32 protein-coding genes are annotated in these 26,859 nt (G+C 61.5%); 23 read left to right on the plus strand and 9 right to left on the minus strand.

Annotated features, from left to right (window positions below):
* The first annotated feature begins 24 nt into the window (after positions 1–24).
* The 12 genes from AC0L3S_RS16585 to AC0L3S_RS16640 all read left to right on the plus strand — a co-directional run bounded on the left by AC0L3S_RS16585 (position 25) and on the right by AC0L3S_RS16640 (position 9,348).
* The gene (locus AC0L3S_RS16585) at positions 25–969 is read left to right on the plus strand and encodes a ketopantoate reductase family protein (protein WP_473279916.1); all 945 of its coding nucleotides are present in this window, start codon (positions 25–27) and stop codon (positions 967–969) included.
* A 4-nt stretch (positions 970–973) separates the two neighbouring features.
* The gene (locus tag AC0L3S_RS16590) at positions 974–1,360 is read left to right on the plus strand and encodes a VOC family protein (protein WP_473279918.1); all 387 of its coding nucleotides are present in this window, start codon (positions 974–976) and stop codon (positions 1,358–1,360) included.
* A 12-nt stretch (positions 1,361–1,372) separates the two neighbouring features.
* The gene (locus AC0L3S_RS16595; protein WP_473279920.1) at positions 1,373–1,843 is read left to right on the plus strand and encodes a MaoC family dehydratase; all 471 of its coding nucleotides are present in this window, start codon (positions 1,373–1,375) and stop codon (positions 1,841–1,843) included.
* Positions 1,840–3,066 carry a CaiB/BaiF CoA transferase family protein gene (locus tag AC0L3S_RS16600; RefSeq protein WP_473279922.1) on the plus strand — a complete coding sequence of 409 codons (1,227 nt, stop codon included), beginning with the start codon at positions 1,840–1,842 and terminating at the stop codon, positions 3,064–3,066. The genes AC0L3S_RS16595 and AC0L3S_RS16600 overlap by 4 nt, the downstream gene beginning before the upstream one ends.
* 3 nt (positions 3,067–3,069) lie before the next feature.
* Entirely contained in the window at positions 3,070–3,897 is an 828-nt protein-coding gene (aroE, locus tag AC0L3S_RS16605) for a shikimate dehydrogenase (RefSeq protein ID WP_473260337.1), read from the plus strand.
* Between the two features lie 15 nt (positions 3,898–3,912).
* Positions 3,913–4,767: a shikimate dehydrogenase gene (locus tag AC0L3S_RS16610; protein ID WP_473279924.1), complete on the plus strand. Its 855-nt coding sequence runs from the start codon at positions 3,913–3,915 to the stop codon at positions 4,765–4,767.
* A 51-nt stretch (positions 4,768–4,818) separates the two neighbouring features.
* On the plus strand, positions 4,819–5,487 hold the full coding sequence (locus tag AC0L3S_RS16615; RefSeq protein ID WP_473279926.1) for an amino acid ABC transporter permease: 669 nt from the start codon (positions 4,819–4,821) through the stop codon (positions 5,485–5,487).
* A 12-nt stretch (positions 5,488–5,499) separates the two neighbouring features.
* Entirely contained in the window at positions 5,500–6,156 is a 657-nt protein-coding gene (locus AC0L3S_RS16620) for an amino acid ABC transporter permease (RefSeq protein ID WP_473260330.1), read from the plus strand.
* Between the two features lie 51 nt (positions 6,157–6,207).
* Complete coding sequence (locus AC0L3S_RS16625) at positions 6,208–7,035, plus strand: transporter substrate-binding domain-containing protein (protein ID WP_473260328.1); 828 nt, start codon at positions 6,208–6,210, stop codon at positions 7,033–7,035.
* Between the two features lie 62 nt (positions 7,036–7,097).
* Positions 7,098–7,844, plus strand: a complete 747-nt coding sequence (locus AC0L3S_RS16630) for an amino acid ABC transporter ATP-binding protein (protein ID WP_473280053.1) — start codon at positions 7,098–7,100, stop codon at positions 7,842–7,844.
* Between the two features lie 13 nt (positions 7,845–7,857).
* Positions 7,858–8,307, plus strand: coding sequence for a type II 3-dehydroquinate dehydratase (gene aroQ, locus AC0L3S_RS16635; protein WP_473260323.1), 450 nt, complete (start codon positions 7,858–7,860; stop codon positions 8,305–8,307).
* Positions 8,308–8,313: 6 nt separating this feature from the next.
* Positions 8,314–9,348, plus strand: coding sequence for a Gfo/Idh/MocA family protein (locus AC0L3S_RS16640; RefSeq protein WP_473260321.1), 1,035 nt, complete (start codon positions 8,314–8,316; stop codon positions 9,346–9,348).
* A 366-nt stretch (positions 9,349–9,714) separates the two neighbouring features.
* Here AC0L3S_RS16640 and AC0L3S_RS16645 read toward each other — a convergent pair whose 3' ends face one another.
* The 4 genes from AC0L3S_RS16645 to AC0L3S_RS16660 all read right to left on the minus strand — a co-directional run bounded on the left by AC0L3S_RS16645 (position 9,715) and on the right by AC0L3S_RS16660 (position 11,318).
* Complete coding sequence (locus AC0L3S_RS16645; RefSeq protein WP_085351254.1) at positions 9,715–9,990, minus strand: hypothetical protein; 276 nt, start codon at positions 9,988–9,990, stop codon at positions 9,715–9,717.
* A 157-nt stretch (positions 9,991–10,147) separates the two neighbouring features.
* Positions 10,148–10,321 carry a hypothetical protein gene (locus AC0L3S_RS16650; RefSeq protein ID WP_473260317.1) on the minus strand — a complete coding sequence of 58 codons (174 nt, stop codon included), beginning with the start codon at positions 10,319–10,321 and terminating at the stop codon, positions 10,148–10,150.
* Positions 10,322–10,412: 91 nt separating this feature from the next.
* Complete coding sequence (locus AC0L3S_RS16655) at positions 10,413–10,745, minus strand: hypothetical protein (RefSeq protein ID WP_007592996.1); 333 nt, start codon at positions 10,743–10,745, stop codon at positions 10,413–10,415.
* A gap of 282 nt (positions 10,746–11,027) precedes the next feature.
* Positions 11,028–11,318 (minus strand): hypothetical protein, encoded by a 291-nt coding sequence (locus tag AC0L3S_RS16660; RefSeq protein ID WP_473260315.1) that lies wholly within the window; start codon positions 11,316–11,318, stop codon positions 11,028–11,030.
* Positions 11,319–11,636: 318 nt separating this feature from the next.
* On the opposite strand from AC0L3S_RS16660, the gene AC0L3S_RS16665 reads away from it, so the two are divergent.
* From AC0L3S_RS16665 to AC0L3S_RS16675, 3 genes are all read left to right on the plus strand, one after another.
* Entirely contained in the window at positions 11,637–12,155 is a 519-nt protein-coding gene (locus tag AC0L3S_RS16665) for a hypothetical protein (protein ID WP_473260313.1), read from the plus strand.
* A gap of 449 nt (positions 12,156–12,604) precedes the next feature.
* Complete coding sequence (locus AC0L3S_RS16670; protein WP_473260311.1) at positions 12,605–12,880, plus strand: hypothetical protein; 276 nt, start codon at positions 12,605–12,607, stop codon at positions 12,878–12,880.
* Positions 12,881–13,055: 175 nt separating this feature from the next.
* A complete protein-coding gene (locus AC0L3S_RS16675) occupies positions 13,056–13,811 on the plus strand; it encodes an outer membrane protein (RefSeq protein ID WP_473280055.1) in 756 nt (251 codons plus the stop codon).
* A gap of 309 nt (positions 13,812–14,120) precedes the next feature.
* Here AC0L3S_RS16675 and AC0L3S_RS16680 read toward each other — a convergent pair whose 3' ends face one another.
* Positions 14,121–14,609, minus strand: a complete 489-nt coding sequence (locus AC0L3S_RS16680; protein WP_473279928.1) for a hypothetical protein — start codon at positions 14,607–14,609, stop codon at positions 14,121–14,123.
* 304 nt (positions 14,610–14,913) lie between these two features.
* On the opposite strand from AC0L3S_RS16680, the gene AC0L3S_RS16685 reads away from it, so the two are divergent.
* From AC0L3S_RS16685 to AC0L3S_RS16700, 4 genes are all read left to right on the plus strand, one after another.
* A complete protein-coding gene (locus tag AC0L3S_RS16685; protein WP_473260307.1) occupies positions 14,914–15,759 on the plus strand; it encodes an HD domain-containing protein in 846 nt (281 codons plus the stop codon).
* 83 nt (positions 15,760–15,842) lie between these two features.
* A complete protein-coding gene (locus AC0L3S_RS16690) occupies positions 15,843–16,958 on the plus strand; it encodes an AI-2E family transporter (protein WP_473260303.1) in 1,116 nt (371 codons plus the stop codon).
* A 151-nt stretch (positions 16,959–17,109) separates the two neighbouring features.
* Positions 17,110–18,222 carry an acetate/propionate family kinase gene (locus AC0L3S_RS16695; protein ID WP_473279930.1) on the plus strand — a complete coding sequence of 371 codons (1,113 nt, stop codon included), beginning with the start codon at positions 17,110–17,112 and terminating at the stop codon, positions 18,220–18,222.
* A 147-nt stretch (positions 18,223–18,369) separates the two neighbouring features.
* Entirely contained in the window at positions 18,370–18,858 is a 489-nt protein-coding gene (locus AC0L3S_RS16700) for a potassium channel family protein (protein WP_473280057.1), read from the plus strand.
* Here the strand turns inward: AC0L3S_RS16700 and AC0L3S_RS16705 are convergent.
* The gene (locus AC0L3S_RS16705; RefSeq protein WP_247362263.1) at positions 18,806–19,492 is read right to left on the minus strand and encodes a helix-turn-helix domain-containing protein; all 687 of its coding nucleotides are present in this window, start codon (positions 19,490–19,492) and stop codon (positions 18,806–18,808) included. The genes AC0L3S_RS16700 and AC0L3S_RS16705 overlap by 53 nt on opposite strands.
* A 373-nt stretch (positions 19,493–19,865) precedes the next feature.
* Between AC0L3S_RS16705 and AC0L3S_RS16710 the strand changes: the two genes are divergently transcribed.
* On the plus strand, positions 19,866–20,489 hold the full coding sequence (locus AC0L3S_RS16710; protein ID WP_473280059.1) for a response regulator transcription factor: 624 nt from the start codon (positions 19,866–19,868) through the stop codon (positions 20,487–20,489).
* Positions 20,490–20,703: 214 nt separating this feature from the next.
* Positions 20,704–21,051 carry a response regulator transcription factor gene (locus AC0L3S_RS16715; RefSeq protein WP_473279932.1) on the plus strand — a complete coding sequence of 116 codons (348 nt, stop codon included), beginning with the start codon at positions 20,704–20,706 and terminating at the stop codon, positions 21,049–21,051.
* 14 nt (positions 21,052–21,065) lie between these two features.
* Here the strand turns inward: AC0L3S_RS16715 and AC0L3S_RS16720 are convergent, their stop codons facing one another.
* Genes AC0L3S_RS16720 through aspT form a run of 3 tightly spaced genes read right to left on the minus strand, consistent with a single transcriptional unit; the run spans position 21,066 to position 24,291 of the window.
* Positions 21,066–21,677, minus strand: coding sequence for an invasion associated locus B family protein (locus AC0L3S_RS16720; protein ID WP_473279934.1), 612 nt, complete (start codon positions 21,675–21,677; stop codon positions 21,066–21,068).
* 27 nt (positions 21,678–21,704) lie between these two features.
* The gene (locus AC0L3S_RS16725; RefSeq protein ID WP_473279936.1) at positions 21,705–22,592 is read right to left on the minus strand and encodes an alpha/beta hydrolase family protein; all 888 of its coding nucleotides are present in this window, start codon (positions 22,590–22,592) and stop codon (positions 21,705–21,707) included.
* 10 nt (positions 22,593–22,602) lie between these two features.
* A complete protein-coding gene (gene aspT, locus AC0L3S_RS16730) occupies positions 22,603–24,291 on the minus strand; it encodes an aspartate-alanine antiporter (protein WP_473279938.1) in 1,689 nt (562 codons plus the stop codon).
* Positions 24,292–24,413: 122 nt separating this feature from the next.
* Here aspT and AC0L3S_RS16735 point away from each other — a divergent pair, with 122 nt between their 5' ends.
* Together AC0L3S_RS16735 and AC0L3S_RS16740 are read left to right on the plus strand one after the other, a co-directional pair.
* Entirely contained in the window at positions 24,414–25,088 is a 675-nt protein-coding gene (locus AC0L3S_RS16735; RefSeq protein WP_473260292.1) for a YoaK family protein, read from the plus strand.
* Entirely contained in the window at positions 25,088–26,806 is a 1,719-nt protein-coding gene (locus tag AC0L3S_RS16740; RefSeq protein WP_473260290.1) for a SulP family inorganic anion transporter, read from the plus strand. The genes AC0L3S_RS16735 and AC0L3S_RS16740 overlap by 1 nt, the downstream gene beginning before the upstream one ends.
* Positions 26,807–26,859: the final 53 nt, after the last annotated feature.

The raw sequence follows: 26,859 nt of genomic DNA on the forward strand, positions 1-26,859 counted from the left end.
GAAAGGCGCGGGAGAAGCGTTCGGATGAGGATCTGCTTTATCGGAGCGGGAGCCTTGGGCTCGACCATCGGCGGTACGCTGGCGCGCGGCGGGGCCGAGGTCTGGCTGATCGATCCATTCCAGGCTCATGTCGACGCTATCAATGTCGATGGCCTACGGTTGCTCGAAGTGGGCGCCGAGACCGTTGTGAAGGTCACTGCGTGCAGTTCCGCGACCCAGGTTGGCGTAGAGGCGGACCTCGTCATTGTCCTCGTCAAGTCCTACCACACGCGGGATGCCATCCGTGCCGCGGCGCCGATCATCGGGCCGCGGACGGTCGTGATGTCGCTTCAGAACGGTCTTGGTCACGAGGACATCCTGTCGGAGGAGGTTGGTCGTGACCGGGTCATGGCGGGCAAGACTTACGTCGGCGGCGTGCTGCTCGGCCCTGGTCATGTTCGTTCCGGGGTCATCGGCAAGGAGACCATCATCGGCGAGCTTGATGGTCGCTTGACGGAACGTGCGCATCGAATTTCCGAGACTTTTAATCGTGCCGGCATCCTCACCCTGCTCAGCGACAACATCTTGGGCACGATGTGGGACAAGTTGTTCATCAACGTCGCCGGAGGAGGAATTACCGCCGTTACCGGGCTGACCTATGGCGGCCTCTATTCGCTATCGATTCTGGAAGATTGTGCGCTTGCCGCAATCTCAGAGAGCATCGCGGTTGCGCAATCTGCTGGCGTGAAGATCTCGATTACCGACCCGCGACGCGCCTGGACGATGGCATCCGCTGGCCTGCCGCCCGAGTTCAAGACATCGATGCTGCAGAGCTTGCAGTCCGGCAATCTGACCGAGGTTGACTACATCCACGGCTCCGTCGTGCGTTGGGGCGCCAGGCTCAACGTGCCTACCCCGGTCAATTCCACCCTCGTCGCGCTGGTCAAGGGCATCGAATACGCCCGCAGCGACTATCCTGGAAAGTCCTGAGACGATGTCGTTGCCCCGCGCCTATGTCGAGCACGTCGCGATCCGTGTGCCGGACGTTGATCGTCACGTCGCCTTCTTTCGTGAGGTGCTTGGTCTCGCCATTCGCGACGAGCAACCCGCCGACGGTGCACGCCCGCGCCAGGTTTGGGTGGTCGGAAGCGTGCAACTCATCGAGGATCCAAATTTCGTCGGACCTGAGGGCCGTCTCGCCCATCTCGGCATCATGGTCGACGACTACGAAGGTGTGCTCACCCGTGCTGCCGCTTGGGGCGCCAAGGCGTTGCCCGCTGGGGCGAACTGGCTCGAACTGCCGGGCGGGCTCAACGTCGAGATCTTGCAAGCCAGCGCAGGCGCTGTGGAAGGCGCCTTGGCAATCAATCCACGGGCCTAAGGAAAACGCGACATGACCGATGAGCGCTACTGGGACGATGCCAAGGTCGGTGACGAATGCGTCACGCCCTCGGTGACGGTCACCGAAGCAATGGTGAATGCCTACGCCGAACTGACGGGCGATTTCACGCCGGTCCATGTCGACGAGGAGTACGCGAAGACAACGCCGTTCGGCACCCGCGTCGCGCACGGGTTGTTTGGTCTGTCGCTGGCCGACGGTTTGAAGACCCGTGCCGACTACCGCTTCCTTCCGGGAATGTCGCTGGGCTGGACGTGGGATTTCAAGCTGCCGATCAAGCTCGGCGACACCGTGCACGTGAATTTCCGCGTCGGTTCAATGCGCACCACAAAGCGGGCCGGGTGGGGCATCGTTGTGCTACCCTCGGAGCTGATTAATCAGCGCGGCGAAGTGGTGCAGCTCGGTGAGCATCGGCTGATGATTCCGATGCGTCCGAAGACCGGCGTCGCGGGAGAGCGCGCATGACCGCGCAAGATCTGCCGCTCAAAGGCATTCGCGTCATCGACTACAGTCATTTCCTGGCCGGCCCGTTCATGGGCCGTTGCCTCGCCGCGATGGGCGCGGAGGTCATCAAGGTGGAGCGTCCGAAGGGCGGCGACGCAGGCCGGGCTCATGGATATTTCAAGGACGGACAATCCGGCTACTTCCTGCAGCAGAATATGGGGAAGCAGGGACTTTGCATCGACCTGCGCGACAAGCGTGGTCTCGATATGATGATGAAGCTGGTCGATACAGCCGATGTTTTCATCGAGAATTACCGACCCGGCGCACTCGAACGTCTCGGGCTTGGTTACAAAGCGCTATCGGCACGGAATCCGAAGCTGATCTATTGCTCGGTCTCCGCCTATGGTCACACCGGTCCCTATGCCGATCGTCCGGGCTTCGGCCTGATCGCAGAGGCGATGTCGGGGGCCCTGGCGCAATTGGGCAATCCCGGCGAAGCGCCGCCACTGCTGCGGATGCCGCTGGCCGACATGTATACCGGCATTCACGGGGTGGCTGCGATCAATGCGGCGCTAGTTGGCCGCGCGTCGTCCGGGCGCGGCCAACATATCGATCTGGCGCTGTACGATTGCATGGTCTCGATGCACGACTATGCGGTTCAGCGTTACTTCCTCTCCGGCGGCGCCGACCTGCCGAAGCAGACCGGCAGCGGACAGCCGGATTCGACGGTCTACGGCGTCTTTCCGGCCAAGGACGGCAATCTCGTCATTGCTGCGCAAGTCGATGATGCGTGGCGACGATTGGCGAGCTTGATTGGAGGGGAGACGCTGGCGTCGGACGAGCGCTTCGCCAAGCCCGCTGCACGGAACGCCCATTATGCTGAAGCCATGGAGATTGTGCGCAATTGGACGCTATTGCAGCCGTCTCGAGATGCGTGTCTTGGGGCACTCGAGGAAGCAGGTGTGCCGTCCGCTCCCGTGCAGACCATCGAAGAGGTCGTGAATGATCCACAGGTCCACGCGCGCGGCATGCTGGTCGAACAGGAGCATCCGGTCCTCGGCAAGGTGACGCTGCCGAATCTGCCGTTCCGGTTCTCCGATTGCGACACCACGGTGCGCGCTCCGGCACCACTGCTTGGGCAGGACAATCGCCGCATCGCGGCATCGCTGGGACTGTCGGCCGAAGCCGTCGACGCGATGGTGCGCGACGGCGTGCTCTACAACGAAGCTGCCGTGCAGGAGTGAGCGATGAGCGATCGTTATGCGGTGATTGGCAATCCGATCGGCTTCAGCAAGTCACCTTTCATCCATGGCAATTTCGCGAAAATGACGGGCCAGGATCTCGTCTATGAGGCGATCGAGGGGCCCATCGATGGCTTCAGCGTACGGGTGGATCAATTCCGGACGGAGGGCGCCAAGGGGCTGAACATCACCGCCCCGTTCAAGCTTGATGCCTTCGCTTACGCAAATGAGCTCTCAGAGAGCGCCAAACGCGCAGGTGCCGCAAACTGCCTGAAATTCGACGGCGATCGGATCATCGCCGAGAATTTCGACGGAATCGGCCTGGTACGCGACATCACTGCCAATCTCGGCGTCAAAATAGCCGGCCGGCGCGTCCTGATGCTCGGCGCTGGGGGAGCGGCACGAGGCGCGCTGCTGCCTTTCCTGCGCCAGCAACCGTCCGAGCTGGTTCTTGTCAATCGAACGCTGTCCAAAGCCGTGGCATTGGCCGAAGAGTCAGCCGGCTGTGGTCCCCTGATCGTGAGCGGCTACGCTGAACTGGCCGACCTTGCCGAGGGCTATGACGTCGTGGTCAACGCGACCTCTGCCAGCCTGCGAGGTGAAATGCCGCCGCTTCCGGGCAACGTCTTCCAGGGCGCGGAGCTGGCGTACGAACTCGCCTATGGCAAAGGATTGACTCCCTTTCTGCAAGCGGCCCGCGCCGAAGGCGTGGCCAAACTGGCTGACGGCGTCGGCATGCTGGTCGAGCAGGCGGCGGAGGCCTTTGTCTGGTGGCGTGGCGTCCGACCGAGCACGGCCCAGATCATCGCGCAATTGACTGTCCCATTGAGCTGACGGGCGACGCCGACAATGCATCCCAAACCCAGCTTTCTCGTCGGCCTGATCGGCAGCGGCATCTCGGCGTCTCGGACGCCGCCCATGCACGAAGCGGCCGCCGACGCCGCTGGCATCCGCTATCTCTACAAGAAGATCGATCTGACCGAGTTGAACCTCGGCGTCGAAGCGTTGCCGGAGTTGCTCACGGCCGCAAGGCGGATGGGCTTTGACGGATTGAACGTGACCCATCCCTGCAAGCAGGCGATCCTTCCACTGCTGGACGAGCTTTCGCCCGACGCGGAGGCGCTTGGCGCCGTGAACACCGTGGTCGTCAGGAACGGCCGAATGACCGGCCATAACACCGACTGGTTCGGCTTTGCCGAGAATTTCTGCCGCAACATGCAAGGTGCACCACTCGGTCGCGTCGTGCAATTCGGCGCAGGCGGCGCGGGCGCGGCGGTTGCTTTCGCGCTCATGAAGCTTGGCGTGCAGGAACTGATCATCATAGACGTCGACCTGGCCAAGGCGCAGAGCGTGGTCGACGGCTTGTCCTCTCGATTTGTGAAAGGGCGCTTGAGGGTCGGCCAGGATGTCGCGGCGGCCGTGGCTGCCGCGGACGGAATTGTAAACGCGACGCCGATCGGCATGGACAAATATCCGGGAACGCCGCTGCCGCTGGCGATGCTGTGTTCCGGGCTCTGGGTCGCTGAGATCATCTACTTTCCCCTGGAGACCGCGCTGCTGCGCGCGGCGCGTGTCCTCGGCTGCCGCACCGTCGATGGTAGCGGAATGGCGATCTTCCAGGGCACCGAAGCGTTCCGCCTGTTCACGGGCGTCTCGCCTGATCCGGACGTTTTCTTCGCAACTTTCGCGTCCTTGGGAGGGTGACACCCGGCCGATGGGCGAGCGGCACGCACAACGCCCGAGAGGAAACGCAAGATGGGCTACACGCTCGATTTCTCGGTGGTTTGGCACGCAATGCCCGCGCTGTTGTGGGGATGCGTGGGGACGTTGGGTTTGGCGCTTGCTGGCATGACGCTCGCAATGATCATCGGCGTTGCGGGCGTTGCGGCCCGCGATGCGAAGGCGGCCTGGGTGCGCGTCATCGTGATCGGCTTCGTCGAGATCGTGCGCAATACGCCCTTCCTGGTGCAGATCTTCTTTCTGTTCTTTGCATTGCCGCTCGTCGGGGTGAAGCTCAATCCGACCGCCACCGCCATTATCGCACTCGGTGTGAACGGAGGCGCGTACGCTATCGAGATCATCCGCGGCGGCGTGCAATCGATTCACAAAGGGCAAATCGAGGCCGGCTACGCACTCGGACTGCACAAAGGGCAGGTATTCCGTTCCATCGTACTCAAGCCCGCGCTTCGCGCGATCTATCCCTCGCTCACGGGGCAGTTCATCATGCTGACGCTGACCTCGTCGATCTGTTCGGCTGTGTCCGCCTATGAATTGACGTCGGTTGCGCAGCGCATTGAAAGCGACACATTCCGCAGCTTCGAGGTCTATTTCTTCGTCACCTTCCTCTACCTCGCGATCTCCTGGCTTCTGATGTCGGGCTTCGCAATCATCTCCAACCGCTTCTTCTCATATCCGACGCGCTGAGGAGCACAGATCATGACACCGCATTTTGGTCTTCCCGAGTTCGGCTTCCTTCTGCGTGGTCTGCAATGGACGGTGCTGCTGACGTTGGTTGCATTCGTCGGGGGCTGTACGGCCGGCCTGATCGTCGCATTGTTGCGCACCTGCGGTCGCACGACTGTGGAATGGATGGTCCGGATCTATATCGGAATCTTCCAGGGGACACCGCTGTTGCTGCAACTGTTCGTGGTGTACTACGGCTTGGCGCTCCTCGGATTGAAGCTGTCGGCATTCGTTGCGGTCGCGATCGGGTTCACCGTCAACGCCTCAGCTTTTCTGGGCGAGATCTGGCGCGGCGCAATCCAGGCCGTGCCGCGCGGTCAGAACGAAGCGGCCATGGCGCTCGGTCTGCATTATTCCTCGCGCATGCGCGACATCGTGCTGCCGCAAGCCATTCGCATCGCGCTGCCGGCGACCATCGGCTATCTCGTGCAGCTCATCAAGGGCACCTCGCTCGCTGCCATCGTCGGCTTCATCGAACTCGCCCGCGCCGGTCAAATCGTATCGAACCAGACCTACCAGCCGTTGCTCGTCTTCGGTGTGGTCGGTGCGATGTATTTCATCCTCTGCTGGCCACTCTCATGGTGGGGCAGTCGGGTGGAGGCCAGGCTCGCGCTGGCCGGTCAAAGGTAGGTTCGGCGCACCTACTCAATCAAACACAGCCATCACCAGGAGGAGATACTCATGTTGTTTTTGCTCAATCGCCGCCATTTCGGCATTGCACTGTTGACGCTGTCGGCCATCGTTGTCGCAGGCGGCTCGCAGGCGGGCACTCTGGAGGACGTGAAGAAGAAGGGCGTCGTCGTCATCGGCATCCAGGGCGACAATCCGCCCTGGGGCTATGTCGACAGCTCAGGAAAGCAGGACGGGATCGACGCCGACATGGGGCGCGCCTTCGCTGAATATCTCGGCGTGAAGGCCGAGTTCGTCCCGCTGGCGGTGGCCAATCGTATTCCGGCGCTGACCACAGGCCGCGTAGACATTCTGTTCGCGACCATGGCCATGCTGCCCGAGCGCGCGAAGGCGGTACAATATTCCAGGCCATATGTTGCCAATGAGATTACACTTGTCGCTGCCCAGGCAACGCCGATCAACAGTAATGCCGATATGGGGAAGTACGTTATTGGCGTCCCACGCTCCTCCACGCAGGACACCCAGGTAACCAATAATGCTCCAGCGGGCGCCGAAATCCGCAGGTTTGATGACGACGCGGCCACGATCCAGGCGCTGCTCTCGGGTCAGGTGCAGGCGGTCGGCGCAAACAGTTTCTACCCGCAGCGTCTGAACGCTGCAAAGCCGGAACTTGGATTCGAGCCCAAGCTTCACTTCACCGCCTTGTACAACGGGGCCTGCACGCGCCTGCAAGAGAAGGAGTGGAACGAGACGGCAAACAAATTCATCGACGAGATCAAGTCCAATGGCAAATTGGCCGGCTTCTACGCCAAGTGGATGAAGGCGCCCGTGCCAATCTTCCCCGACTCAGTCCCCGGCGTTCCGTTCACTGTTCAATAGTCACTGCAAGCGGCCGACGCGCTGGGAGCGTTGGCCGCCGTCCGATAACGGAGGCCGAATCCATGCAGGACCAGATCCTGATCGAAATGAAGGGCGTGCAGAAATGGTACGGCGGGTACCAGGCTCTCCGCAACGTTGATCTCATTGTGCGCCGAGGCGAAAAGATCGTGCTCTGCGGTCCGTCCGGTTCGGGCAAGTCGACGCTGATCCGCTGTATCAACCGCCTGGAGGCGATCCAGCAGGGCAGTATCGTGGTGAACGGTCATCGGTTGGACGACAGCATCAAGGCCATCGACGTCGTACGTCAGGACGTCGGCATGGTCTTTCAGAGCTTCAACCTTTTTCCGCACATGACGGTCTTGCAGAACTGCATGCTCGCGCCCATTCGCGCACGCCGCATCAGCAAGGCCGAAGCGGAGGCGACCGCGCGAAAATATCTCGAGCGGGTGCGCATTGGTGAGCAGGCCGAGAAGTATCCGGCTCAACTCTCGGGCGGTCAGCAGCAACGCGTCGCGATCGCGCGTGCTCTCTGCATGCAGCCCAAGGTCATGCTGTTTGATGAACCGACCTCGGCTCTCGATCCGGAAATGGTCAAGGAAGTGCTCGACACGATGATCGGCCTCGCCAACGACGGCATGACCATGATTTGCGTCACCCATGAAATGGGTTTTGCCCGCCAGGTTGCCGACCGTGTCATCTTCATGGCTGAAGGGCAGATCATCGAAGAAGGTGTGCCCGACGCTTTCTTCCGCAATCCGCAGCACGCTCGCACCAAGCAGTTCCTTGGCGAGATCCTCGCCCATCACTGAACGGAGTTATTCCATGAGTCGTCTTGTCTACGTCCTCAACGGGCCAAATCTCAATTTGCTTGGCAAGCGCCAGCCCCACATCTATGGCCACGAGACGCTTGCGGATGTGGAGCGGGATTGTCGGGGGCTGGCCATCGAGCTCGGTCTGGAGATGCGCTTTCACCAGTCGAACAGAGAATACGAGCTGATCGACTGGATCCACGAGGCGCGCGAGACGGCTGTCGGCATCGTAATGAATCCCGCGGCTTTCACCCATACGTCGGTCGCCATCCTGGACGCCCTGAACACGTTTGACGGTACAGTGATCGAGGTGCACATTTCCAACGTGCACAAGCGCGAGGAATTCCGTCACCACTCGTTCGTCTCCAAACGAGCTGATGGGGTCATCGCCGGCTTCGGTACTCAGGGCTATCTGCTCGGCTTGCGTCGTGTGGCAAAGCTTCTTGATGAGAAGAAGGGATAGCATTGCATGAGCGCACCCGTCCGCCTGACGGTCATGGGAGCAGGTCTCATCGGTAAGCGACACATTGAACACATTCTCGCGCGGCCGGAAGCGGTGCTGTCGTCGATCGTCGATCCGACGCCGGCGGCGCGAGAGTTGGCGGTTTCGCTGAACGTGAACTGGTTTCCGTCCTTTCAGGACTTGCTCTCCGAAGATCGGCCAGACGGGGTGGTTGTCGCCACGCCTAATCAGGTGCACGTGGCCAACGGCATGGAATGTATCGCTGCGGGCATCCCGGCGCTGATCGAGAAGCCGTTAGCGGATGATATCGTGGCGGCACAGACGTTGGTCGAAGCCTCCGAGCGGGCGGGCGTGCCGCTGCTAACCGGCCACCACCGCCGCCACAACCCGATGATCCAGCGCGCCAAGGCGGAGATCGACAGCGGCAGGCTCGGCCAGATCGTATCGGTGCATGGCATGTTCTGGCTGATCAAGCCGGACGATTATTTTGAGGTGTCCTGGCGCCGCGAGAAAGGGGCGGGGCCCATTTTCCTGAACCTCATCCACGATGTCGACCTGTTGCGGTATCTGTGCGGGGATATCGTCGCGGTACAGGCTGCCAAATCCAATCAGCTGCGTGGAAATGCGGTCGAAGAGACCGCGGTGATCATCCTGCACTTCGCTTCCGGCGCGCTGGGAACGGTCAATGTCTCCGATACCATCCAGTCGCCTTGGAGCTGGGAATTCACCACCGGAGAGAATCCGGCCTATAGCCATACGCTGGAGACCTGCTACCAGATCGGCGGCACCAGGGCATCGCTGGCGATTCCGCAACTCGATCTGTGGCATCACCCGAGCAAGGCCAGCTGGTGGACGCCGATCGAGCCCGAGCAACTGAAGTACGAGAAGGAAGACCCGCTTGGTCTGCAAATCGCAAATTTCTGTGGGGTTATCCGCGGTACGGCCGAGCCTGTGGTGAGCGGGCGCGAAGGGCTCAAAACCCTCAAAGTAATCGGCGCAATAAAGCGCGCAGCGGAAACCGGAGATCTCGTGTCGTTTTGATACCGGAGAGCACAGGCGTCTCAGCCGCGAGGTTTGGCACAGAAAACAGCGACGTTTGGCGGACTATCAAGGTGCCGCTGATGGCAATGCAACGAAGCACTATGATGTTTCGACGAATGCCCATTTTCGGCCGGATATGCCCAGCGATGCGACCAGTAAGTTATTGATTGTTCTCTACCCGTCGCTATCTCTAAATCAACGGGTCCCAGGTTCGAGCCTGGTGCGCCCACCATTGCAAGAATCGGTGCTTTCCTGATCTGGGCTCGTCGTGCGCTATTCGCCTCTATCCGACGCTCGACCTGAACAGCACATCCTGCAAGATCATCCTCCTGCAGGATGCGGTGCTCAAACTGGCAACAACAGCCATCAGCGGCAGACGTAGCTACCATTGACCAGAACGCGGACGCACGCCGTGCCGACCGCGGCCGCACCAACTGCCGCGCCGCCCACGACCGCACGCCTGGTGGTGCGCCGTGCAACGCCGGCCACTGACACGGGTGTCAAGGGGCGTCCGACCCGTGCTTCTGCCCGGCCGAGCGAGAGCGAAAGGCCTTCGTCGGCCGACCAGTCGATTGAGCCGGACACGCCGAGGGCGATCACGGCACCTGCGAGTGATAATCTTGTGAGCATGCCACGCTTCATGATGGTCTCCGTCCTGTGAGAGTGAATTTGGATCGCTCCATGGTTCACTGCGCGGACCATTGATCAATGTCAAGGAATCGCAAGAAAACGACGCAGCTGCTAAGCGCGGGCAACACGCGAAGACGCTTCCAGCAGAATGGGAGCGGGAGCGACAGCTTTACTTCTGCACGCAGAGTGGTCTCAGCGTCTCGTCGCTGCTGCGCGCTTTCGCGTATTCCATCAGCGCCGTCCGGGCTGCTTCGCAACGCTCCGCGCTTGAAAACTCTTGTGTCGATATGACGGCGCCATTCGCGACGCCGAGCCAGCTGACGACGACCAGAACATAGGTCATGGTATCCTCCCCCTCAGCCGTCGATCTCCTGAGCGCAGATTGGCGCGAGAGGCGGCTTAATGAGCGCCGCCCATCGCGCCATCATCAAGCTCTATTGGCACACATACATGATGCCATCGCCGCCCTTCACCAGCGAGCCTGGGACGCACCCGATGCCGTTGCGCGCCGCATAGTCGGTCCAGCCGCTATAGCCGTAGCTCCACGGTCCGCCGAAGTAATAGGCTCGCACGGCGTACCAGGGCAGACCCTCGTTGGTGTAGTAGTGTCCGCGATAATAGGGAGTGACGTACAACCTCGTCGCCGCTTGCGCCTTGTCGAGCCCCAGCGAAACTCCACCTTGGTCGGTCCAGCCGATGGACAGCGTCGTGCCACATACGAGCGCGGCGACGGCAACGGCAATCTTCCTTGCGCTTATCGACTTCATGGACGTTCTCCAAAAATGAACTTCAACGCCACAATACCAACGCAGCACCGGGGCGGCGGCTTGCTTTAGATCAAGGGATTCAAACAAATCGCATCCGCTTCGTCTTCGAGTTTGCCGGATCAAGTTCGAATCAAGTTAAGTGAATCTGGATGACGACGCTCTGCCGTCCGATATGTGCATCGCGCGGGGACGCATCGGAAGCGCGCTGTCACGTGGGATCTCGGCCCCTCTCTCCACTGGAGCCAGGTATGTAATCGAGCGAACGCTTCTCGCGGGAATGCGTCATGCAGTCGGCGACAAGCTCCGAGACGGCATGATGCCTCTTGATCCGCTCTTCATCATCTCTGCCGGTTCGTTCGTGGGCTCGTGTTGCGCCTCGATCAATCTGGTGAACGCGAAGAACAGTCGGGCGGTGATGCCACCTTTCAATCGGTGCTCATCATGAAGCCTCTCGGCCGCCAAGCGTGACCAGCTTCTTGCCTCGGCCATCCAGACGGTTTGGTTTGCCGGATCCTGCCTTGCAAGCCTCCGACAAAGGGCCGCGCGCGAACTCAGCTCGAATTGACTCATCATCGGCCCTCCCTGCCAGAAGCTCGATGTACGCGGTGAGAATTCTGCGTTGCGTGCCACACCTCTGCAATTGCCCTTCCGGTCATTGTACCAAGGGGCAGGTCACAGCCACTGACCAAGCCGTGCGATACGACGCGAGGCGGTGTTGCGAAAAATCAATTCGTTGATCTGGCTCAAGCGACGCCGCGTTCGGACACGGTGAACATTGGCCTGCTGCAGCTTGCGTGGCGCTTACCAGTGAAGCGCCGCCCATGCCGCGGCAAGTGCTCACCAGGGGCGTCGCGGCGGAAGCAACGGCGGCTCGATTTAGGCAGCCGTGCCATGCAGGTTGCATTGCTTCGCCAATTCTGCCGCCGTGGCCCGTTGCTTGCCAGACGAAGATCTGCGGCGGCAATGGCGCCGACAATGCCCATCTCACGATACCTGTTCTATGTCGGCAGTACGTTGCTCGCGATGCTCTTCCTTGTGGACGCACTGGTGCCGGATCGGCCTGCCATCCACGGTGGAGCCGCGCGCTCCGCGACCATCCGCATCCATTCCGATTGGAAATTGCCCGAGCGGGTCGTTCTCGACACTAGCGTGCCGACGTTTGTCGCAACCGACATCGCCAGGGTCGAGCCTGGTGCCCTGCCGGGCGCCGACGTCTCACAGAGGCGCGCTCGCGAGGCCTTTGCTCAGCTAGGAGCAGCCGATGCCGAACGACCGCCAGCGCGTCCGTCAACAAAGGCTGATGTGAAGCCGCAGCGTCAAAACAAAAGTGCGAGGAGGCACATCGAGAAAAATATCCGGCTCGTCGCGCGGCCGCCGCAGTACGGCTGGTTTGGCAACCAGGTTTGGTGAGCGTCTCCGATCGTCGCATCTTCGGAGGGGGGCGCCCGCCATCGACACCATCAATGAGTGCACGTTGGGGCATTGCCCAATCAAAACGTCCTTCAAGATCGGGAGTAACTGACATGAGTGAAACGTCAAGGTCTGACGGAATCGATCGTCGCGGGGCTCTTTCATTGCTCGGATGGGCCGCTGTATTCGGATTGGCGGCATCCGGCACGGTGCTGTTAGGAACAGAAGTGTCGGCGCAGACGATCGGCATGGAGCGACGCCAGGAGAGGCGGGGAGCCCGCCACGAACGGCGTCAGGAACGACGCACGGGCCGGACTGAACGCCGCCAGGAAAGGCGTACAGGGCGCACGGAGCGCCGTGAAGAGCGGCGCAACTAGGACGCCGATATGATCTCACTGATTATCGTTCGCCGGCAGATGTCTGCTTGATCGCGATCCGGAAGCTGGCGGATGCCGCAGACCTGGTATGTCACATTCGAGGTGCAGAAGCGTGGGACCTTGCCGAAGCGGCGAAGTCCACGGGAGACACGCACATTCGAAAGCGAAGCCGAGGCGCGGGCTTTCGCGCGAGAGAAGTTCAATGAAGGATTGATCGTGTTTGCAGGCACGCTCAATCCCTTCTTGCCGCGACGGCTGATTCCCTCGAGCGACATTCCGTCCTGGATAGAGCAAGACCGAGGCGACGAAGTTGCCGGCCACGAAGCCAAAGGCGACCCGGAGAAATAGGCCGCATGTCTTGGTGCTTCATGCCGATGTTGCGTTCGAAATGTCTTGGGTGTTGCCATTATGGCACGTGGAGTTGGTGCCGTCGCCCGTAGAGTTTCAGCTGGAAGTTGGGGGATGATTGCAGTGCAACAAGCCGCCGTTCGGGCAATCAAAAAGCGGCCGGCAAGGAGAGAGCATGATGAAAAGACTTCTATTAGCAACCGTTGGTCTGGTGGCGCTGTGCACGGCGGGGACCGCCATGGCTGCCGATATGGCCGTAAAGGCGCCGCCACCGGCACCGATCATTCCGATCTACAATTGGACGGGGTTCTACATCGGCGGCAATGGTGGCTGGGCGCAGAACCACAACTGCGTCGATTTCCTTGACGCGGCTGGCGTCGCCGTCGCCTCCGGCTGCCGCGATCGATCAGGTGGCGTTATCGGTGGCCAGCTCGGTTATCGCTGGCAGGCCAGCCAGTGGGTGTTTGGTCTGGAGGCTCAGGGCGATTGGGCGGATCTCAGCAACCAGCGCGTGAGCCTGTTCGATCCGACGCTCTCCACACGCGCCAAAACGAGCGCCATCGGCCTCTTCACCGGCCAGATCGGCTACGCCTGGAATGCGTCACTGTTCTACGTGAAGGGCGGCGCTGCGGTAACAGACAATCGTCTCAGCGTGCTTGATACTGCGACCGGCGCCGAGCTCGCGGCGCAAAGCGCAACCCGCTGGGGTGGTGTCATCGGTGTCGGATTCGAGTATGGCTTCACCCCGAACTGGTCGGTGGGTCTCGAATACGATCATCTGTTCATGGGGCACCGGAATAATTCGTTCACGGTCGCCGATCCGCGACTTGCTGCTTTCGTGAACGACCGGATCACCCAGGACGTGGATATGCTCACCGTGCGCTTCAATTACCGCTTCGGAGGGGCCAACCCGGTCGTCGCGAGGTACTGAGCTCTCCAGAGTCTGACGTCTTCAGGGGGCCGGCAGTCATGTCGGCCCTCATTTTTGTGGTCTTATCGCGCAAGCCAGTCAGCGTCTGCCGGCGCGATCGACCGGACCGCCGCGGTTGGCCGGAGTGCCGGGCCGCACCGCTTCTCGTGCGGCAGCGCGCGCGACGGGACGCACTCCCAGGACCACGCCCGGTCTTGCGACGCAATGCGTGGGGTAGTTCACGTATTGGCAGTATACGCGACGCTTTCAGGGCTCGCGAAGACGAGCCCGGGCACCAAGAGCGCGTGCTCAGGAGAATCCGAGGCAGATCTACCAGCCGGAATAGTAGCTCCGCCTCGCGTAGTAACCGCCATAACCGCCATAGCTACCGTAGGCGCTGTAGGCACTGGGCGGGCAATATTCATAGCCGTATCCTCCGCCGTAAGAGGAGTATCCGCCGCCGTAGGAGGGATATGCACCATAGTAGCCGGAACTTGCGATCGCGCCGCCGACCACAGCGCCCGCGATCACTGCACCGGAGCCCCAGCCGCGGTAGCCTCTATATCCGTAACCTCTGTAGCCATATCCGACGCCGCGATATCCCAAACCACGATAGCCCAATCCCGCTCCGCGGTAGCCTCCGGCCCATCCGCCGCGATAACCCCAGCCTCCGTAGCGCACCTTCACCAGGTCACTATCGAGCGTGGCTCTCATGGCTCCGACGTTGGTCGGCAAGGGCGCTGCTTCGCTTCCGGCTACAGAAATCATGGTGGTCGCGACAGTAAGAATTGCTGCAAATGCTCCTTTGATGAACGTCATCATATCCTCCACTGGTTTAAATCTCGACTGACCGGCGAGAGAAGAATTCCGTCACGCCGGCGGCACGACCGTGCACATGATGTTTGCGGTCGTTACCGGCTTGGCCTTGATTTGAATCAACGAGCGAGCTTGGAGGTCGTGAGCGGCTCCGGCCGGTCGCGGGTCCGCTTGCCCGAGGCGCGGCACCAGATGGATCGTCCTTAGGTCGCAGAGCGCGGCGGGCTTGAAGAACCTGCGAATATCGCGAACATTAATCGCAACGGCTTGATCTGCATCGTCGACAATACCATAGCGGAGAGACCTGATGATCACAGTTCCGGAACTGGTGTCGCAAGCTCTGGGCGCGTTTCTGACGATGGAAACCAAGGACCGGTTCGGTGCCTCCCATGCCGGACTGACCGAACTGCTTCCGTTCGCGGCCAAGCTCACCATGGAGTGCATCGGCAACAGCGATGCTCTCTATCATAACATCGAGCATACGTTGCTCGTGACCCTTGCCGGGCACGATATCCTGACGGGGCGCGCGCTGCTCCGGCCCACCACGGCAAACGACTATGCGAATTTCATTCTGGCGTGCCTTGCCCACGACATCGGATACGTCCGCGGCGTCGTTCAGGGTGATGAGGACGATCTGTTCATCGCGGACGTGACCGGCAAAACGGTTCGTCTGCCGCGAGGATCGTCCGATGCAGCTCTCGCGCCATATCATGTGGATCGCTCGAAGCTGTTCGTGTTGGAACGGCTGGATTCCGTCGAGCAGGTGGACGCTGACCGGGTCGCTCGGGCGATCGAATATACCCGGTTTCCTTACACGATGTCTTCGAATGACAGCCTCATTGAAGAGGAGGGATTGCTGTTACGGGCCGCCGATCTCATCGGTCAGCTCGGCGATCCCAACTATCTGAAGAAGTCCAACGCGCTGTTCTACGAGTTCGAGGAGATCGGCCTCAACAAGACCCTGGGCTACGCGACGCCAGCGGACATCGTTTACAAATATCCACAATTCTATTGGAGTAACGTAGCTCCCCAGATCCAGCCGGCGATACGTTATCTCAACGTGACGTCTCGAGGCCGGCAATGGATAGCGAGTCTCTACGGTAACGTATTTCGGGCCGAGCGTGAGCTGACTCTCTCTGGACCACAGCCCTAGACCGGACCACAGCCCTAGAAGAGGCTCGACGCTTGATCTGGATCAAGCGTGCGGCGTGAGAGCAGGGGCTAGTTCACCTCAGCATGCGCGGCATGGCTGAAGGCGCGTCCGTGAAAACACTCCGTCAGATATTCTCCGGAGACGAGATCATCCAGCTTCTGATCCGGCTCGGATTGCTGGGGCTGCTGCTCGTCTGGGCGCTCCTCCTGGTCCGTCCATTCATCCCCATTTTGGCCTGGAGTGTCGTGCTTGCTGCTGCGCTGAACCCGGTGTTTCGGCGCCTTTGCGACATTCTCGGTGGCCGGCCGAAGCTTGCGGCGACGATCCTCACGCTCGTCAACCTGGCTGTGGTGATCGGACCGGCGACCTGGCTGGGCATGGGCGCGGTCGACGGGATCACCGATCTTGCCGCCCAGGTGACAGCTGGTGAATTGCATGTGCCTTCGCCGCCGCAGTCGCTCAAGGAGTGGCCAGTCATCGGGCCTCAGCTGTTCGATCTCTGGGATCAGGCGACGACCAACCTACGGTCGCTCTTGCGCGCGGTCGTCCCCTATTTGAAGCCATTTGCGAGCACTTTGCTTGGGTTTGCCGGCAATGCCGGTGTGGGAACTGTCAAGTTTCTGCTGTCGGTGGCGGTGGCCGGCGTGCTGTTTCCGTATGGACCTCAGCTCGTGGCCGCAGGGCGCAGCTTTCTGTCGCGCATCGTGCCGGACCAAAGCGAGCATTTTCTGGACTTGGCGGGAGCCACGATCCGTGCGGTGGCTCAAGGCGTGATCGGCGTTGCCATCATCCAGGCCTTGCTGGCGGGAATAGGTTTCAAGCTCGCCGGCATCGCCAGCGCGGGCCTTCTTGCCTTCATCGTGCTGTTGCTGTCGATCGTGCAGATCGGCGGGGCGATCGTCATCCTGCCGGTTATCATCTGGATCTGGACCGACAAGGAATTTCCGATCGCGCTCCTGCTGACGGTGTTTCTCGTGATCGTGTCGGTGCTCGACAATATCCTGAAACCGCTTGTCATGGGGCGCGGCCTGACCACGCCGGCGCTGGTCATCCTGATCGGAGTGATCGGCGGAACTCTCTTCCACGGAATCATCGGCCTCTTCATCGGACCGATCATTCTGTCTGTCGTCTGGGAGCTGACAGTCGCCTGGATCCGCGCTGAACGTGCTGCGCCCGCACAGCTGGCAATCGAGCGTTGACCTCCATGAGCTTGATGGAAGCTCTCGGGTGAAGATACGACGACCGGTCGGAGATGGTGGTGGAAATGCCTGGCTCCCCCCCTGACGTCGCTCGGACCGCCGGAGTCGATGCCGCGGGTCGGCATGCTGCAACATTTGCGGTGTGAGTGCCATGGACACCATTCTTGTCATCAATGCCGGCTCCTCTGATCTCCGATTCCAGATCTACTCTGTCGAAGGAGACGGCAGGCTACGGCAACGGCTCAAGGGGCAAATGGACGGCATCGGGCGCTGTCCGCGCCTGCGGGCGAGCAAGGCTGGCGGTGGTCCGCTGGCCAATCGCGCTTACCTAGTCGAAGCAGTGCCGGATGCTGCGGCTGCGATGGACATCACCGGCACCTGGTTGCGGGACGAGCTTCATATAAATCCGATTGCAGTCGGGCACCGCGTCATTCACGGTTGTACAGAGCATGACCGGCCGGTCCTCATCGATCACGAAGTCCTAGCGTGCCTGGAGCGGTTGACCGCGTTGGCGCCGTTTGATCTACCGCATAATCTGGCGCCAATCCGTTCGATCCTGGCAAATTTCCTGGCGCTACCGCAGGTCGCCTGCTTCGACACCGCATTTCACCGAACGCGTGCCGCGGTCGCCGACGATTGTGCCATTCCCCGTCACCTCTATGCCGAGGGCGTGCGACGCTACGGCTCTCATGGTCTCACTTACGAATATATTGCGAAGGCCTTGCCCAGGATTGCGCCGGAAATCGCGATGGGACGGGTGATAGTCGCGCGTCTCGGGAGCGAGGCATCGATGTGCGCGCTCAGCGGTGGACTGAGCGTAGAGAGCACAATGGCCTTCACCGCGCTCGACGAATTGCCGATGGGAGTGCGAGCGGGGCAAATCGATCCGAAAGTCGCGGTCCGCGCTGATATGCGTCGGCTCGAAGCAAGTAAGGACACGAGCGCGAAGTTCGCCATCGATCATTTCGTTTATCGGATCGGTCTCAATGCGGGCATGCTCGCAGCTGCGTTGCAGGGCCTTGACGCGTTCGTCTTCACGGCAGAGCTCGGCGACAACTCCGCATTGCTCCGTTCGCGCGTGGCGCAGCAGCTCGCATGGCTCGGTGTCAAGCTCGATGCACAAGAGAACGCTCTGCAATCGCGGCTGATATCGTCTCCAGCGAGCCGCATCCCGGTCTACGTCGTGCCCTCCGACGAGGATCTTATGATCGCCAGGCACACGCTGGCACTGCTGATGAACGGTAGCCCCGGAGCGCCAAGCTGAGCGTCATGATCGGGCTCCTTGGTGGCCGGGGTGCGGGCAATGGGCGTACACGCCCGCGGCACGTTGATCTGCATCAAACGCCCGCATCGTACCGCGGGCCGGATGGCAGTGCTGACCAACCAAACCGCACCAGTCTGGGAGCTCGCGATGGCCGTCCAATTTCTGCTCGGCACTTTCATCAGCGTGATCAACATCATGGTTCATGCGCTGGTGACCGTCGCAGCGATCGACATCGCCCGCAGAGCGGGATTGAAGCATACAATGCGGCCCCGATCTCACCTGATGGCGGTAATGGTCGCGATAGCTGTCATTTTGATGGTTGCACACACGGCCGAGGTTCTTGTCTGGGCGCTGGCGTACGCTCTGGTTGGTGCGGCGCCCGAGGGGAGCGAGTTGCTGTATTTCACCTTCGTGAACTACACCACGCTGGGCTACGGCGATGTCACGCCAGTGCAGGGTTGGCGGCTGACGGGGCCGATGACTGCCATGAACGGCATTCTGATGTTCGGCTGGTCGACCGCGGTCCTGTTCGAGGTGTTGCGCAAGACCCTTGAACATCTCTCGGCAATCGCGGCGCCCGGCTTCAATTCTGGAGATCATCAAGGGCTGCGAGCTGATGCCGGTCCAGGAGCATGATCTGCCGCTGGGTATTGCCGATGAAGCCGAGGATGCCGAGGTCGTGGAGGCGGGACAGGGCGCGGGATACGGTCTCCAGGGTCAATCCGAGGTAGTCCGCGATGTCGCGCCGCGACATTGGCAGGGCCAGGATCCCCGCGGCGGTTAGCCGCGTATCCATCTCGAGCAGGAAGGCCGCAACCCGCTCCAGCGAGGTCTTGCGGCCGAGCAGCAGCATGTGGTCTTCCGCATGCTGAAGGTTGTTGGTGGTCATGCTGAGCAGGTTTCGGGCAACCATGGCATCGCCTTCTGCGACGAGTTCGAGGCTCTGCCGCTTAACCAGACGCACGGTCGTGTCGACGATCGCTTCCGTTGTGAATCTATGCTCGCTGCCGTTTTCGAGCCCGAAGATGTCGCCAACCAGGTGGAAGGCGCCGATCTGACGGCGCCCGTCTGAGAGGAGCTTGTAGCTTCGCACGGCGCCTGATTTGACCTGGTAGACGTATTCGGCGGGCTCTTTCTCACCGTAGATTTCGGTGCCTTTTTTATAGGTAAATTCGTTTAAACTGATGATCGGATTTGAACTGGTATTCAGGCCAAGCTCGCGGAGTGAATGATGCCGCGAGGAAGCGTCGGCAGCGTTGCGAACCAGCATGGCCAACTCCCGAACTGGTGCTGACGCGACAACCGCGCGCAGCTATTTCAATCACCGGGAATACGGAGCCGCCGATCATCGCCCTTCCCGCGAAGGTTGTTTAAGCTAAAAGCAGGCTTTGCAACCATTGTCTGTAGGTGCATTGTACCAAAGTACAGGGACGGCGATGGTGCGCCGGATGAGAAATCTGTCAGAACATCTGTCGGATTGCGCGGCTTAGGCTTACGTCGCACATTCCGCCTGAGGTCGTGCCACTGCGGGCGGGCTGCTTTCGTTGATGTTGACCGCGGGGGGCGAGGCGCCTTGAATTGCTTCTAAGGCTTGCGCGGGCGGTTGGGCGTTCTGCTTGCAAGAACAGGTCGGGAGGAAAACATTGCCTGGCTTCGTCTACGTGGTCGACGACGACCCATCGTTTCGCACTGCCATCCAGCGTCGGCTCAAGCTTGCCGGCTATGAGGTTGTGACCTACGCATCGGCGCAACAACTGCTCGAGGATCCCCCTGGCTCCGAACATCCGGGCTGCATTCTGCTCGACGTGCAGATTCCGGGCCTGAGCGGCCCTGAGTTGCAAGCGTGCCTCGCCCAACGGCCTTCGCCGTTGCCGATCGTATTCCTGACGGGGCATGCGGATACCGCAACGACTGTTCGCGCGATCAAGGCCGGCGCCGAAGATTTTCTGACCAAACCCGTATCTTCGGAGGAGTTGATCGGCGCAATCGAGCGCGCACTGGCTCGACAAGAGGCGGTGCGCGGCCAACAGGGCAAACTGGAGTCGTTTCGTGCTCGTTTGACATCTCTGACGCGACGCGAGCGACAGGTCTTCGACCTCATCGTGCGCGGGAAGATCAACAAGCAAATCGCCTACGAGCTTGGAACCACGGAGCGCACCGTAAAGGCGCATCGGCACCAGGTGATGACAAAGATGCAGGTGCCGTCGTTGGCCGAGCTGGTCTCCGTCGCAGAGCGGCTCGGACTTCTGAGCACGCAGCCGGCGTGAACCGTCGGACCGTTTGCGGCGGCTAGCGCCAATCTCGCGATGAGACCTGTACGATAGGACAATATGGAATGTTATTGACAGATTCTGGCAACGACTGCCTAGTTGGCTCCTGAATTTGCGCAGGAACATTTGCGGCGCGTCGTCGTTGCGAGGCGAGTGCAGAGTCTCCGATGAGAAAGCTCACCCGTTGTTTGCACGCAGGTCAATATACGTCGTGGATGACGATTCATCGATGCGGCGAAGCATGGAGCGGTTGCTGCGGAACCACGGCTTTACCGCAGTTGTTTTCGCCTCCGCCGCTGCATTGCTTCGTCATGGCCGTCTCGAAGACGCGGGCTGCCTCGTGCTGGACATCAATCTGAACGGCGAGTCCGGTATCGCTCTGCGGCGGAAGCTGGCAAATGATGGTGCTACGGTTCCTGTCATCTACATCACGGGCAACGACAGCCAGGCAAACCAGGCAGCCGCGATCGAGTCCGGCTGTGCGGCCTATTTGAGCAAGCCCTTCGCGGCCAGCGAGCTGATCGCAACGGTTGAACGCGCCTGCGCCAAGAGCGCCTGATCGTTCTCACCTGCTCACTCCTCGATGTCCTGCTCCAGGATCTGTGCGGGCGCGCCTTTGTGAGCCGAGCCGAACTGTGCCAGCGGCAACGATGTCGTCAGAGACAGAAGGTTGGAATCGGTGAGTTCGAGCACGAGGACCTCGCCACGATCCATGTCGTCGATGAACTTGGGATCCGCGGCGTCGGCCGCAATGCAGGCATTGGTCAGGCACCAGGTGTAGGGCAATGACTGGACGTTGGCCCCGTCGACCGTCAGCTTGGCGGGCCTCTGCAGATACATGCCGACGGGAACAAACACTTGCAGTCGCGCGATGGGGTCACCGTCACGCTCGATCAGGTCCACGCGGATTGCCATCTGCCCCGTAGCAAACCGCCCCGTGATTGAGGTCCGGCATAGCGTCGGCGCTCCTCCAGGCTTCACGCAAAGCTTTTTCCAGTCGCCATAGGTGATGTCCTTGGCTTCGCGCTGCCCGCGAGGTGCGATTTCGGCGGACTTTACCTCTGGAGCCGGCTTTGGCGCGGCTTTATTCTGCGCCGAAGCTGGTCCGGCAAGGGCCGCGGCGAACAATACCAACACGCAGACCAGCGCACGCCCAGGCGAAAACACTGAAGTTGCGTCAATCATGTTCTGCCTCCACGCCAGCCCCTGCGGCTATTTCTGCGCGTCAAGGAATCGTTCAACGAGCGGCGACCACATCGGGATCGCGTCGGGCGAGCCGATGAAGAAATGTCCTTCGCTGCCGAAGGGCGGCATCAGATGATATTCGGCCCTGCCGCCGGCCCCGGTGAAGGCCTCATGCATGCGCTTCGACAGGGCAGGGCCGAAGAACGTGTCGTTCTCGATATAGAACCACAGCATTGGCACCCGCGACGTCCGGCCGAAATCGGCAGTCGCTTCGACGAGCTTGTCCGGCGCGCAATTGTTATTCGGCTTGCCGTCGACGCGGCCGCCGCGTCCAGCCGCGAAGGTGATGATTGCCTTGACCTGCGGCGGGTTTGCGCCCGAGAGCGCAATGGAGGCCCAGCCGCCGGCGGACTGGCCGATCACCACGACGTCCGTTGGCAGAACTCGCTTCTCGGCCACCATGTAGTCGATGATCCAGAGATCGACCTGCGCCACCGCACGTCCGGCATCGTGGAAGTTCGGATTGCTGCAGTTTCCGACCTTGGAGAAGAAGGGGCCGTAAAGACCGTGCTCGGGGATGTCGATGGCGGCCGCGCCGTAGCCGGTGCCGACCGGCGCTACGACGAAATAGCCGCGCTTGGCAAACCACTTCGCGGCGTCACGGAACTCCACCAGCGGGAAGAAGCTGCGGTCAACCGGTTTGAGCGAGACGCCATGGTTCATGATCGCCAGCGGGAAGGGGCCGTCGCCGACAGGCCGCACCACATAGGCGAACATCGGCAGCGGCAACGGCAGGGCCCATACCTCCTCCTGGATTCGGATGTTGTCGTCGGCGCGCCCGGGAGCCAGAGAGGAGGCCAGGATGCTCAACGCTGCCGCTAGGCACCATGCGATCGAAGGATAGCGGAGCTTCAAACAAGCCTCCTCAACCGGCGAAAGTGCTGGCTACGATGATCGGGCCAAGCACGGTCAACACAACATTTCCGACAGCATAGGGCACGGCGACGCCGAGTACCGGCGTCTGGCTTTCTGCAACTTCGCAGGCGCCGGTCACGGCGGCATCGACCGTCATGGCGCCGGCCAGCGCTCCGCAGATGATGACCGGGTTCATGCGGAGCACGCGATGGGCAAACAGGGTCGTCACGATCAGCGGCACCAGTGTGACGACCAAGCCCATGCCGACAAGCAGCATGCCGTGTGACTGGATCGCGACCCAGGCCGCGTGGCCGTTGCCGAGCCCGATCGCGGCGATGAAGCCGCCAAGGCCGAGATCGCTCAGCGTCTGCTGCGCTGCAGGCGGCATTGCGCCCATGGTCGGCCGCCGCGACCGCAGCCAGCCGCAGAAGAGCCCCGCAATCAGGGCGCCGCCGCCACCTCCCAACGTCAGGGGCACAGACCCGAACTTGACGCTCGCGAGACCGGCAAGCAGACCTACGGCAATACCCGCGGCAAGAAATGCGATGTCGGTGCGGTCCTCGGAGCTCAGAATCTGTCCAACCTGCGAGGCGGCGCGCTCGATGTTGCGGGTGCTGCCGACCAAGGTCATGACGTCACCGACATAGACGCGGGTATCGGCGCTCAGGGGGACCTCGCGTCCCATCCGCGTCAAGGTGCGCAGGAACACGCCGCGCGCGGCGTCGCCGACGCGGTCGGCCATGTCCTTGACGGAGCGGCCGTGGAGCTTGCGATTGTCAACGAGGACGTCGACCACATTGCCCGGAAGAGCCTTCAGGATCTCATCGGCGTCGATTTCAGTGCCAACAATCGGCTTTGCTGCGACTATGGCCGCCGTGCGACCCGCGATGACGACGTCGTCGCTCGCTTCAAGCACCGTGTCGCGATGCGGCTCGACGTCAGCTCCCCGCCGTACGATCCGCTCGATCACGCTCCGGCTGCCGATCTCGTCTTCGACGGCGCCGACGGTTCGGCCGGCCGCGGTCGATACCCGGTACGCGCGGGCCTGGAATTTTCGATAATGCAGATTCTCAGTTTGTGGCGGGTTGCCGCCCGAAAGCTCCGCCTCGAGCTTTGCAGCTTCCGCTTTCAGATCGATCCGCATCAATTTCGGCGCGACGAACGGCACGTACAGGAGCGTGAGGATATAGCCGAGCACGTAGGTGACGGCGTAGCCGGCCGCGATATTGGCGTCCTGCTGCTGCAGCAACTCTTTGGGCAGTCCGAGCTGGGCTAGTGCGCCAGACGCGGTGCCGATGACTGACGACTGTGTCAGGGCTCCCGCAGCGAGACCGGAAGCGGTGCCGGGACCGAGCGCGAATACATGGGCGAATATGAGAACGATGACGAGGCCGGTGCCACCAAGCACGAGCGCGAGCGCGACCTGAGCCAGAGTCCGGATGCTCAGCGAGGCAAAGAACTCGGGTCCCGATCGGTAGCCGATCGTGAACACGAACAGGCTGAAGAGGATGACCCTGAGCAAGGACGGAAACGTGAAGGTGCCGAGCTGCCCGATCAGGACGGCAACGATGAGCGTGCAGGCCGTGGTGCCGATCGAAAAACCGCGGATTCTGACGCGCCCAAGAATGGTGCCGAGCGCGACCGACAGCAGCAGAAAGATTTCCGGGGCGGCGGAGATGATCCATCTGACCGTGCTCATTGCGCGTGCCCTCCAGCGATTGCGCTAAATCTGGTTCGTCAAATCCGGCGATGCTTGATTCAGATCAACCCCTGCCCGGGTTAAGCCGCTCCCTGTTGAGCCGGAGGATTTGACGTGGGGACATGAGCACGATGGATACCGCCGTTGCTTCGTCGATACGCCGCGACGAAACGGTGCGAGTCGCGCTGCTGCTGGCCTTCGCGGGCGGCTATCTCGACGCCTATACGTGGATCATCCACGGCGTGATGGCCAATGCCCAGACGGCAAATCTTGTGCTGCTGTGGGTCTATGGCTCGATCGGCGACTGGACGAAAGCGCTCCACTTCGTCCCACCGATCCTTGCGTTCGCGGTCGGTATCGTCGTCGCGTCATGGCTGCGTCGCGTAACCGGAAAGCGCGCTAGCGCGATCAGCACGCTGGTCGAAATCCTCCTACTGGTCGCTATCGCCGTCCTGCACAATCGCTTGCCGGATCTTGCGGGAACGCTTGGCATTTCCTTCGTCGCCGCCGTGCAGAGCGCCGTCTTCACGAGGGTCGAAGGCGTGGTCTACAGCTCCGTCATGATCACGGGTAACATGCGGCAGGCGATTGAAGGCCTGTTCACTGCGGCCTCCGGTAATGGGTCGCTCCGTCCCCCCGGCATTTTCGCCAACTTGTGCGTCACGTTCGGCCTCGGAGCGGCCGTGGGCGCGTTCGCGACCAAGCAGATCCCGAATCTGGCGCTCGGTCTCCCCGTGATCGCACTGCTGGTCGTGCTGTTGCTCTGCGAAGCCTCAAGCGAGGAGGGCAGGCTCTGATGTCTTCCGGGCGGAAATGGCGCTGGCTCTTCCTGTTTCCGCCCGCGACCTGGCTGGCGCAGTATCACCGCGCCTGGCTGCGTTCGGACGCCATTGCCGGCATCACGCTTGCGGCTTACGCCATTCCGGTGTCGCTGGCCTATGCCACGCTGGCGGGCCTGCCGCCCCAAATCGGCATCTACGGCTACATGCTCGGCGGCATCGGCTACGCGCTGCTGGGGTCGTCGCGCCAGCTTGCAATCGGTCCGACTTCCGCGATCTCACTGATGATTGCGGCTACTGTCGGAGCACTGGCCGGCGGAGACGCGGCCAAATATGCCGAGATCGCAAGCCTGGCCGCCTGCGCAGTAGCGCTGCTTTGTCTGATTGCCTGGTTGTTCAAGCTCAGCGTTCTCGTCCGCCTGGTGAGCGACAGTATCCTGGTCGGCTTCAAGGCCGGCGCGGGGCTCACGATCATGATGAGCCAGTTGCCGAGCCTGTTCGGCGTCCCCGGAGGCGGTCACAATTTCTTCGATCGCGCCATCAAGCTCGCCGGACAGTTCGGCGGCATCAATTGGCTGGTTCTCGCGATCGGAGCCATCGCGCTCTTGTCCCTCCTCGTGGGAGAGCGGCGGCTGCCGGGACGGCCGGTCGGGCTCACGATCATGGCGCTATCGATCATGCTGGCGACACTGCTCGGCTTTCCGTCGCTGGGCGTGCCGGTGACTGGCAAAATTCCGGAGGGTTTGCCGGCGTTGGGGTTACCCAGCTTTGGTCTGTTGGAGCCCGACGAGCTCTTCCCCTTGGCCGCGGGATGCGTGCTGTTGGCCTATATCGAAGGTGTGTCCGCCGCGCGCAGCTTTGCTGCCAAGCATGGCTATGCCCTTGATGTCCGGCAGGAGTTTTTGGGGCTCGGCGCGGCGAACCTCGTCGCCGCACTTGGCCACGGCTATCCCGTGGCCGGCGGGCTGTCGCAATCTGCGGTCAACGACAATGCAGGGGCGCGGACGCCACTGGCGCTGATGATCTGTTCGGTGACGCTGGCGCTGTGCCTGCTGTTCTTCACGGGAGCCCTGACGAATCTGCCCAAGGCGGTGCTTGCGGCGATCGTCTTTGCCGCCGTCTACAGGCTGGTGGATATCCGCGCGCTGTTGCGGATGTGGCAAGTCAGCCGCATCGACTTTTACGCTGCGACAATTGCCCTCGTATCCGTGTTGCTCCTGGGGATATTGCAAGGCGTCCTGCTGGCGGCGGTTGCCTCGATTGTCCTGCTCCTGGCGCGGGCCTCACGTCCGAATGTCGCTTTCCTCGGCCAGCTTCCGGGTACCGGCCGTTACTCCGACGATGCGAGGCACGAAGGCGTCGAGCCATTGGTCGGCATCATCGCCTTTCGACCGGAAGCCTCACTGCTTTACATCAATGCCGAAACCATCTTGGAAACAGTTTCGGACGTCTTGCTGAAGTCAGCCGATGTCAGGCTGGTGGTCTGCGATCTCTCCGCGTCGCCCTATATCGATCTGGCTGGGGCGCGCATGTTGCACGACCTTTACGACAAACTCGCCTCGGCGCATATCGCCTTCTGCATCGTCGGCGCGCACGCACAATTGCGCGATCTGCTGCGGGCCGAGGGATTGGCGGAAAAGACCGACAGTGCGGCTTGGCTTCGCTCGGTCGACAGCGTGCTCGGTGAGAACAAGCAATCGTCTGATCCGATATCGCTATTGCCCAGCCAGCTCTGATCCGATCTCCCGCCTGAAGTCGGCCGCGGCCAGCCACTTCTGGCGATATTGCA

The sequence above is a fragment of the Bradyrhizobium sp. Ken01 genome, assembly GCF_055807355.1.

Excerpts from the sequence above, each read along its gene's own strand:
- AC0L3S_RS16585 (WP_473279916.1), top strand. The coding sequence starts at position 25 with ATGAGGATCTGCTTTATCGGAGCGGGAGCCTTGGGCTCGACCATCGGC.
- AC0L3S_RS16590 (WP_473279918.1), top strand. The coding sequence starts at position 974 with ATGTCGTTGCCCCGCGCCTATGTCGAGCACGTCGCGATCCGTGTGCCG.
- AC0L3S_RS16595 (WP_473279920.1), top strand. The coding sequence starts at position 1,373 with ATGACCGATGAGCGCTACTGGGACGATGCCAAGGTCGGTGACGAATGC.
- AC0L3S_RS16600 (WP_473279922.1), top strand. The coding sequence starts at position 1,840 with ATGACCGCGCAAGATCTGCCGCTCAAAGGCATTCGCGTCATCGACTAC.
- aroE (WP_473260337.1), top strand. The coding sequence starts at position 3,070 with ATGAGCGATCGTTATGCGGTGATTGGCAATCCGATCGGCTTCAGCAAG.
- AC0L3S_RS16610 (WP_473279924.1), top strand. The coding sequence starts at position 3,913 with ATGCATCCCAAACCCAGCTTTCTCGTCGGCCTGATCGGCAGCGGCATC.
- AC0L3S_RS16615 (WP_473279926.1), top strand. The coding sequence starts at position 4,819 with ATGGGCTACACGCTCGATTTCTCGGTGGTTTGGCACGCAATGCCCGCG.
- AC0L3S_RS16620 (WP_473260330.1), top strand. The coding sequence starts at position 5,500 with ATGACACCGCATTTTGGTCTTCCCGAGTTCGGCTTCCTTCTGCGTGGT.
- AC0L3S_RS16625 (WP_473260328.1), top strand. The coding sequence starts at position 6,208 with ATGTTGTTTTTGCTCAATCGCCGCCATTTCGGCATTGCACTGTTGACG.
- AC0L3S_RS16630 (WP_473280053.1), top strand. The coding sequence starts at position 7,098 with ATGCAGGACCAGATCCTGATCGAAATGAAGGGCGTGCAGAAATGGTAC.
- aroQ (WP_473260323.1), top strand. The coding sequence starts at position 7,858 with ATGAGTCGTCTTGTCTACGTCCTCAACGGGCCAAATCTCAATTTGCTT.
- AC0L3S_RS16640 (WP_473260321.1), top strand. The coding sequence starts at position 8,314 with ATGAGCGCACCCGTCCGCCTGACGGTCATGGGAGCAGGTCTCATCGGT.
- AC0L3S_RS16645 (WP_085351254.1), bottom strand. The coding sequence starts at position 9,990 with ATGAAGCGTGGCATGCTCACAAGATTATCACTCGCAGGTGCCGTGATC.
- AC0L3S_RS16650 (WP_473260317.1), bottom strand. The coding sequence starts at position 10,321 with ATGACCTATGTTCTGGTCGTCGTCAGCTGGCTCGGCGTCGCGAATGGC.
- AC0L3S_RS16655 (WP_007592996.1), bottom strand. The coding sequence starts at position 10,745 with ATGAAGTCGATAAGCGCAAGGAAGATTGCCGTTGCCGTCGCCGCGCTC.
- AC0L3S_RS16660 (WP_473260315.1), bottom strand. The coding sequence starts at position 11,318 with ATGATGAGTCAATTCGAGCTGAGTTCGCGCGCGGCCCTTTGTCGGAGG.
- AC0L3S_RS16665 (WP_473260313.1), top strand. The coding sequence starts at position 11,637 with ATGCAGGTTGCATTGCTTCGCCAATTCTGCCGCCGTGGCCCGTTGCTT.
- AC0L3S_RS16670 (WP_473260311.1), top strand. The coding sequence starts at position 12,605 with ATGCCGCAGACCTGGTATGTCACATTCGAGGTGCAGAAGCGTGGGACC.
- AC0L3S_RS16675 (WP_473280055.1), top strand. The coding sequence starts at position 13,056 with ATGATGAAAAGACTTCTATTAGCAACCGTTGGTCTGGTGGCGCTGTGC.
- AC0L3S_RS16680 (WP_473279928.1), bottom strand. The coding sequence starts at position 14,609 with ATGACGTTCATCAAAGGAGCATTTGCAGCAATTCTTACTGTCGCGACC.
- AC0L3S_RS16685 (WP_473260307.1), top strand. The coding sequence starts at position 14,914 with ATGATCACAGTTCCGGAACTGGTGTCGCAAGCTCTGGGCGCGTTTCTG.
- AC0L3S_RS16690 (WP_473260303.1), top strand. The coding sequence starts at position 15,843 with ATGCGCGGCATGGCTGAAGGCGCGTCCGTGAAAACACTCCGTCAGATA.
- AC0L3S_RS16695 (WP_473279930.1), top strand. The coding sequence starts at position 17,110 with ATGGACACCATTCTTGTCATCAATGCCGGCTCCTCTGATCTCCGATTC.
- AC0L3S_RS16700 (WP_473280057.1), top strand. The coding sequence starts at position 18,370 with ATGGCCGTCCAATTTCTGCTCGGCACTTTCATCAGCGTGATCAACATC.
- AC0L3S_RS16705 (WP_247362263.1), bottom strand. The coding sequence starts at position 19,492 with ATGCTGGTTCGCAACGCTGCCGACGCTTCCTCGCGGCATCATTCACTC.
- AC0L3S_RS16720 (WP_473279934.1), bottom strand. The coding sequence starts at position 21,677 with ATGATTGACGCAACTTCAGTGTTTTCGCCTGGGCGTGCGCTGGTCTGC.
- aspT (WP_473279938.1), bottom strand. The coding sequence starts at position 24,291 with ATGAGCACGGTCAGATGGATCATCTCCGCCGCCCCGGAAATCTTTCTG.
- AC0L3S_RS16735 (WP_473260292.1), top strand. The coding sequence starts at position 24,414 with ATGAGCACGATGGATACCGCCGTTGCTTCGTCGATACGCCGCGACGAA.
- AC0L3S_RS16740 (WP_473260290.1), top strand. The coding sequence starts at position 25,088 with ATGTCTTCCGGGCGGAAATGGCGCTGGCTCTTCCTGTTTCCGCCCGCG.